The organism is Psychrobacter sp. UBA6291, assembly GCF_002439405.1.
In the GTDB taxonomy this organism is placed as follows: Bacteria; Pseudomonadota; Gammaproteobacteria; order Pseudomonadales; family Moraxellaceae; genus Psychrobacter; species Psychrobacter faecalis.
Genome location: NZ_DJUD01000009.1, coordinates 1 through 7,060, shown reverse-complemented (window position 1 = coordinate 7,060; position 7,060 = coordinate 1). Strand labels below are relative to the sequence as shown.

The following is a 7,060-nucleotide window of genomic DNA, read 5'->3' as shown; positions in this document are numbered from 1 at the left end:
ACCCAATGTTCAACACGCCCTAGTATTAGCAAGTTTCTTCCATTTCAGGCTATTTAACTCTACATAAGCGATAGGTTTTTCAAATACATACTGAACCGACGCTGGACTGCGTAGATATTTGAAAAATTTATCTAGCTCTATATTTTTTACACGATCGTAGTTTTCAGCAGCTTTGGAATACAGTTCGGGTGTTATATCGGAGAGTGTTCTGATTTTTTCCTGAACAAACTCATGGCCTAACTCATGAGATGCCTGTTTAAATATTTCATTAATAAACGTTAATCCATTTTCAAAAATTGTAATTAAAGAGTTTGCTTTTAAGACTTTTTTTGTTCGACTTTTCCCCTCTTTTCCCTGAGGCTTGAAAATCGAATTGTTTAGCAGGGCCAACTCCAATATAACTTTGATTTCTATTAAAACGAATATTGGGATATCTGTATGCTTTGAAAAACTAATGCGGAGCTTCGCGCCCTGAACATTTCGTGCAGCATTAGGATAGTCGTCATTAAAGTTCCAAAAGTCGTCAGAAAACTTTGATAATTTCGATACAGGTTTGTCCATAAGGTACGTTACATACTCTATGTCATCTGTGTAATTATTTTGAAGGTGTCTCTTCTTTTGAACTGTAGCATGGTCTAGAGCATCTAAAACATATAAACGATGTTCTGCAAAACCTGTTAATACATTCAGCTTTTTTTCATAGTCCATTAGATTACTCCATCAACTAGTGTGGTCGTTTCAATGTATTCTGCTAAACGCCGCCCATTTTCTAATTCTTCTAAGGAAAAATTAGATAGTTCTGGTTCTGTGATGCCTTTTATCAGCTCTAAATTCTCTGAAATAACATGTCCATAGGGTGTATCCATGACACGGGAGTGCTCTTTCAAAAGCGTATAGTCGCGCTTCATTGCAAAAATTTCAGGAAGGTTTTTAGCTGTAATAATGACATTGTCACAACCCAAACATTTATTATATTGTGAGCATGGAGTACCAGGTATGTAGGATGAAAGATTTTTTACAAAATCTGGCGGGTCAAAAATATTTCTGCATTCAGCTAGAGGAGTATGAAAGGTTGTTACCAACTCATCATTTTTTTTGGGCTCTATATCTTTTGGCACTTTCTCAACTTCTTTATCCAGAGTCGATTGATGTATCTCTTCTAATTCATCATTTATCTTCATTCTACTCATGGAGTTAAAATCTAGAGAATCTATATAACCGAGAGTTGTTTGGAGTGAGGAGTGGCCCAACATGAGCTGAATTTCACGTACAGTTACGCCATTTCTAAGCATCTCACTAACAAATGTTGGTCTGAACCGACTTATTGTAAGAGTTAGGGGGTCTCCTGCATCATTTTTTAAATTATATTTATTAACGAACCTAGATAAACTAGTTCCCAATGCTTTTTGATTTTTTCCTTTGTTTCCTAATAGTGGAGATACTTTGCCGTGCTTTTTTGTACTATTCGACTGATAGATGAACAACCTATCTTTAAAAGCATCATCTTCAATATCTTGTCGAAAACTACCAGTTAACTGGTCCAACTCTTCAAAAATAACTTTTATCGACTTAGCTTGAGATGATGTAAGCCATGTCAGTTCTGCATTAAAAAGATCAAGGTGGTACTCTTTATGACCATCAGATCGCTCTTTCCAATATCTAAGGCAAGGTCGTGATGTTGCTGGATGAGAGTCTACGTAATCATCAATATTAAGTGAAAGTAAGGAGTCTGCATTTAGTCCTGTAATTTGGGCAAGCCTTAAAAGGTAAGGGGTGAGTACGTCTATATTTATCATTGGGGGGACGCCCCATTCGTTGTATACCTCTATCAACCCTTTATCTGAATCGGCAATAATTGCCAAGAAAGACTTCTCGATAGTTGATTTAGCTGTATTATGATGGACTGGCTTACATTTTAAGCAGTTTTCAAAAAGCCATCTTGCATTGTCCAGTGTTGAAAGCCCGTATATTCGACTTCCTTTCTTATCCAGAGGGTTTTTTCCGACTCCACTTTTTTTGTAAGGAGTTAGAGTTGCTCTAGATTCTCCTATACCTTTTTCAATAGCATCTAATATTTGAAGCCGCTCATTCATTGTAAACGGCTTTTTAATATCTGTTTCTCTGCTTACAGAAAAACCCTCCACATCAAAAAAAATGTAGTCTATATCGGACACTTGTTTTAATCTATATAAAGCCTTACGTACGGCACTTAGGTTTGTATTTGCGTAATGGCTTGAGATTTCTTCTTTTATTATCTTTTGTTCCAAGTACTTCCGATATCTAGACAGGAGATGCGGGTCAAAAACTATTAAGATATTTAAGGGTACAGTTCCATGCAGATCTGATAAGAACTTGATAAACGACGTGCTCGCAGCTCTATAGTTACTCTTGCCTGATTCTGAGGCGACAGTCTTACAGTATGAAGCAAATAGTTGCTCAACCTGAATGAAAGGTTCTAACTTTGAAGGAATAAAAAAATCATTAGTAGCATTTAATTCTCTTGATGCAAGTCTATTAAAACGGTCTATCTGACTTTCACTGGAATTTTTTCTATTGACATTCGCTTCGCTTGTTCGCTCAACAACACTTTTATAATTTGGATCAATGATCCCAAGTTTTTCTAGATCATGATGGATTAAGTCAAAAGCACTTCTAACAGCGTTGAACTTTAAAGTATATTGTTTTATAGGTAATTGTTGTGAAGACATTCGACTAAGACAGATCTTATTGCCAAAAATAGGCAATTCACGCTTTTCTTTTTCAGATAACTTTCTATACCAATTCAGAAGTTTTCTTCGGTTTTCGAGGCCAGTAGCCTGGCTTTTTTCATCTAGAGTTACCAAAATTTCTTCTTCAATCATTTTCTCAATTATAGGAGATGTAAGCTCTCTGTTTTCAGATGCAGCAAGATATGAGATTCCTACTGCATTTTGTATATATTTGATAGACACCCCAAAGCCTAAAGGGTTTTTAGCCGTGCTAATTGGTATTTCCCATAACGCTTCTGTATCCGCAGTTGTTTTCAGTACCCATTCTATGACAGCCGCTTCGGCGACATTAATCGGTTGTTTTTCTTCAAATTCTTTAAAGTCTGTACCTAAAGTTCCTGGCTCAGGAAAATCCTCATGAATCTCATCAATGGTTATTCCAATGTTTTTCATTTGATGTCCTTAATGCCAATTCTTAACTGCGTCTGTTCAGATAAGCGCTTCATTTTCTCAGCTTTGGTTAATGTATCACCATTCTTGTCACACATGCTCTTGTAGATATCTTGAGGAATACTAGTATATGTCTGTGTAGTATAAAGATGGTTGTGGCCTAAGCATTTTTGCACAATAGCAAGCCGATCTACATAGTTAGACCCTAAATCCTTTGACTGTAGTATTGAATAAGCGTTGCCATGCCGTAGCTTGTGGGGAGAAATCATTCGATTGAGTCGACCGTGTTTGATTGCGCGTTTACTTATACGTTCAAGTAGCTTACTGATTGAATTTGGGGTGTAAGGAGTGCCTTCAGCATTAAGGAACGCTGGTGTTTCAGATGGCTTTGAATATTTACGAGCGTATTTTTTATATAAGGGAGATGCGTGGTATTTTTCCACACGTTTGATAGTTACTAAGCTAAGAAAAGTCCAGCGTGGCTTAATTTGATTACCACGGCCCTTACTTCCTTTAACTTTCAAAGATACATAGTCGGGATGAATAGGCAGGTCAGTATCGCGGGAAATATATTTTTCAGAATTAAGGCTAGTAATATCTTTAAAGTCTTGAAGAGTAACTCTAGGTAGTTCTGAACGACGTAAGCCAGAGTCGTATAAAAACTGGAGTAAAGCTCTTTCTCGTTCTGAATCAGTAAATTCAATCAATATAAAAAGCTCATCAAGTGTGCAAGAGCTAATGGGTGTGCGCTTTGGTGGTTTTGATAGCAAGCCATCGCTGTATGGGTTATCTTGTCTAAGCTTATCACGGTCTTCTGTAGGGCTACAAAGGTATTCGATGAAGGCATGTATTGTCTCATCTCTACTTCTAACAGTAGATGAGTTCTTATGATCTTCACGAATTAAAAATGTCAGGTATTCTTGAATTACGTATTTTGGAACTGTAATAAATACTTCATCAGATTCACTGTCATCATAATCTGGACGACTACGAATATAACTTAAGAAGTAGCTTAGGTTTCTACCATAAGTAACTGCTGATTTATAAGATATTATTTGATGTTTGGTTCGATACGACAAATACTCAGAAACAAGAGGAAGGATCTTGCCATCATCATCAAATACTCCAATACCATTCACTGTTACGGTTTTGTTCAATGATAAGTTTGGAATCTCATTGAGTAAACAAGACTTAGATAAATCTAACTTTGTATCAAAACAAACTTTAACATCCATAATAATCACTATCTCAATACATAGACTAAATTATGTATTGCATTATATATGATTTATTACTCCGTATTGTGCATTATTGTTATGGGGGTATAATAGGAATAAATCCGCTGAGCGCTGATAAAGCTGGCAGGACAGTTTATTGTCCGCGACAAAGAACTGAAATAAGGTATGGCAAGGCGGCAGCGCAACTTGATCCGCTTCCTTTGGATTCCAGCCAGAGACGATTAAGCGGCGCGAGTTGGGATTGGTCTTTATTTGTTCAATCACCTCAGTGATTTGATCGACGCCATCGTTGTCATAACTGCCGTCTTCACGCTTGGTGGCGCCATAATTGCGCCATTGATGACCATAAATGGGACCCAAGTCGCCAGCAGGACGATTAAAGCGCGCGGTTTGGTCAGCGGTCGCCCATTCGTTCCAAATACGCACGTTATTTTGTTGTAGATAATCAACGTGGGTGCTACCGCTTAAAAACCAAAATAGCTCATAAACGATCGATTTAAAATGGACTTTTTTGGTGGTTAGTAAGGGAAATCCATCGGCTAAGTCAAAACGTAGCTGCGCACCAAAGTGGCTTAGTGTACCAGTGCCAGTACGATCGCCTTTTTCGCTGCCATGAGAAAGGACGTGTTGTAGCAAGTCTAAATAGGCTTGCTCATTTTTACTGTTATGATAATTACTGGTCATAAAATTGCTCTTTTACGCTGTTAAAACGTTTCTTTAAATTATTTCTTAAAATAATGCTAAATATAACTTTTGATAGGGAAGTTGGTTGTAAGCTGGATTGGCTGTAAATTGGACTAATAAGCTGCTTGTTTTCCCCAATCATAGATGCCGCGTTTATAGGCATAAATCAGCATGATTAGACCAATAATAATCATTGGCGCGCTTAATATTTGGCCTTTAGTCATCCAGCCGAGTAAAATAAAGCCTTGGTCGGCATCGGGCTGACGGAAAAACTCGATAATAAAGCGGCTAAGACCGTAACCTAATAAAAAGATAGCCGAGACTGCCATACGGGGACGCGGTTTTGAGGAATACCACCATAAAAAGATAAATAGCAGCAGACCTTCTGCAAGCGCTTCGTAGAGCTGCGATGGATGACGCGGCAATAAATACTGGCCATTGACCTCAAGCATTAACGATTGTAATTCAGGATTGGTTTGTAATTGCTGCGCATCAAATGCCGCGGCTTGCGGAAAGTAAGTCAGCCAATTATAGCCACCGTCTGAGACGCGGCCCCATAGCTCGCCATTGATATAATTGCCGATACGCCCAAACAGCAGACCTGTTGGTACACAGGGAATAATAAAATCGAGCACCTGAAAAGGGGTCTTTTTATATTTACGGGCAAAATATAACATGCCTAATAAGACGCCAATCATGCCGCCGTGAAACGACATGCCGCCTTCCCATACCCTAAACAGATACGCAGGATTTTGTAGCAATTCTCCAAATTGATAAAACAATACATAGCCGATACGGCCGCCCAAAATGACACCAAGGGCACCAAAAAAGACCAAATCAGACACCATGTCGGTGGTCCAGCCATCGCGTTTGCTACTGCGATACCATGCAAGGCCATAAGCGGCGGCAAAGGCCAATAAGTACATTAAACCATACCAGTGCACTTCTACTGGCCCCAAGGACAGCGCTACAGGGTCGAACTGAGGATGAATCATCATAAAGGCATCATATTATTGATAATGGAATGTGGCCCATAATAGCAAAATTCATCCGTTGGGAATACTATGATAAGTTTATCGATAAATAAATGGATAAGGGAATGGCGCAAGCAATCAATAGCAAATCGGAGCAAAAACCGATAAGATGAAAAAAAGTGCTTCAATTTCTAAGGAATCCTTATGCAGCTGCCTTTACCAACATTATCCTTGCTCGGCATCATGGCTTCAGGTTTGACGCTATGGGTTCCTATTAATGCCCAAGCAGCGCTGAGTAATATTGAAAATATTACTATTTATCAAGGCTTAGCCAGCGTCACGCGTACCTTGCCAATCAATGGCAGTGGCGAGCAAACGCTGGTCTTTTCTTGTTTATCACCGAACATTGACGCTGATAGCATTAGCGTACAAGCACTAGGTAATGTTAATGTCGGTGAAGTCAGTATCGAAACCTTGAGCGCTGAGCAAGCGGTGCAATGTCAATATGGCCAATATCAAGGCGATAGCAAAGTACAAGTCCAGAAAAACACTCTTGCCGATATCAGCGCTGAATTAGAAGCAGCACGCTTAACCAAAGCCTATCTGCAAAATTTGACCAAGGTCACGCAAATTAATACGGCTGGCACATTGGCCAATAACGCCCGCGATTTAGAGACACAAGCGGCCAATATTAATAAAAGAATTATCGAGTTACAGCAGCGCGAGGCACAAGCAAAAGATGCGCTCAATCAGCTGCTGGCGGGCAGTACGACCTCAAAACAGAATAGCGTGACCCAAGTTAGTATTCGCACCGCCAGTCGCACGCCAAGCACCGTTAAACTGCATTATCAGGTGCGCGGCGCCAGTTGGGAGCCGACCTATCAAGCGCGCTTAAATACCGACAGCAAGCAGCTGAATATTACCGCCTCCGCCATCATCGCTCAACAAACCGGTGAAAATTGGAACAACGTGCCCGTTATTTTAAGTAACCCCAGTTCGGGATAAG

At 39.4% G+C, this 7,060-nt stretch carries 5 protein-coding genes and 1 pseudogene; 1 reads left to right on the top strand and 5 read right to left on the bottom strand.

Annotation, left to right across the window (positions count from 1 at the left end):
- Positions 1-9 precede the first annotated feature (9 nt).
- From B3R91_RS00800 to lgt, 5 genes and pseudogenes are all read right to left on the bottom strand, one after another.
- Entirely contained in the window at positions 10-708 is a 699-nt protein-coding gene (locus B3R91_RS00800) for a hypothetical protein (protein ID WP_286795873.1), read from the bottom strand.
- Complete coding sequence (locus B3R91_RS00795; protein WP_286795871.1) at positions 708-3,161, bottom strand: site-specific integrase; 2,454 nt, start codon at positions 3,159-3,161, stop codon at positions 708-710. Before B3R91_RS00795 ends, B3R91_RS00800 begins: the two co-directional genes overlap by 1 nt.
- Complete coding sequence (locus tag B3R91_RS00790; protein WP_286795870.1) at positions 3,158-4,393, bottom strand: tyrosine-type recombinase/integrase; 1,236 nt, start codon at positions 4,391-4,393, stop codon at positions 3,158-3,160. Before B3R91_RS00790 ends, B3R91_RS00795 begins: the two co-directional genes overlap by 4 nt.
- A gap of 45 nt (positions 4,394-4,438) precedes the next feature.
- A pseudogene (gene thyA / locus B3R91_RS00785) lies at positions 4,439-5,080 on the bottom strand (thymidylate synthase); the annotation flags it as partial.
- Positions 5,081-5,193: 113 nt separating this feature from the next.
- Positions 5,194-6,078, bottom strand: coding sequence for a prolipoprotein diacylglyceryl transferase (gene lgt, locus B3R91_RS00780; protein ID WP_286795866.1), 885 nt, complete (start codon positions 6,076-6,078; stop codon positions 5,194-5,196).
- Positions 6,079-6,258: 180 nt separating this feature from the next.
- Between lgt and B3R91_RS00775 the strand changes: the two genes are divergently transcribed.
- On the top strand, positions 6,259-7,059 hold the full coding sequence (locus B3R91_RS00775; RefSeq protein ID WP_286795864.1) for a DUF4139 domain-containing protein: 801 nt from the start codon (positions 6,259-6,261) through the stop codon (positions 7,057-7,059).
- Position 7,060: the final 1 nt, after the last annotated feature.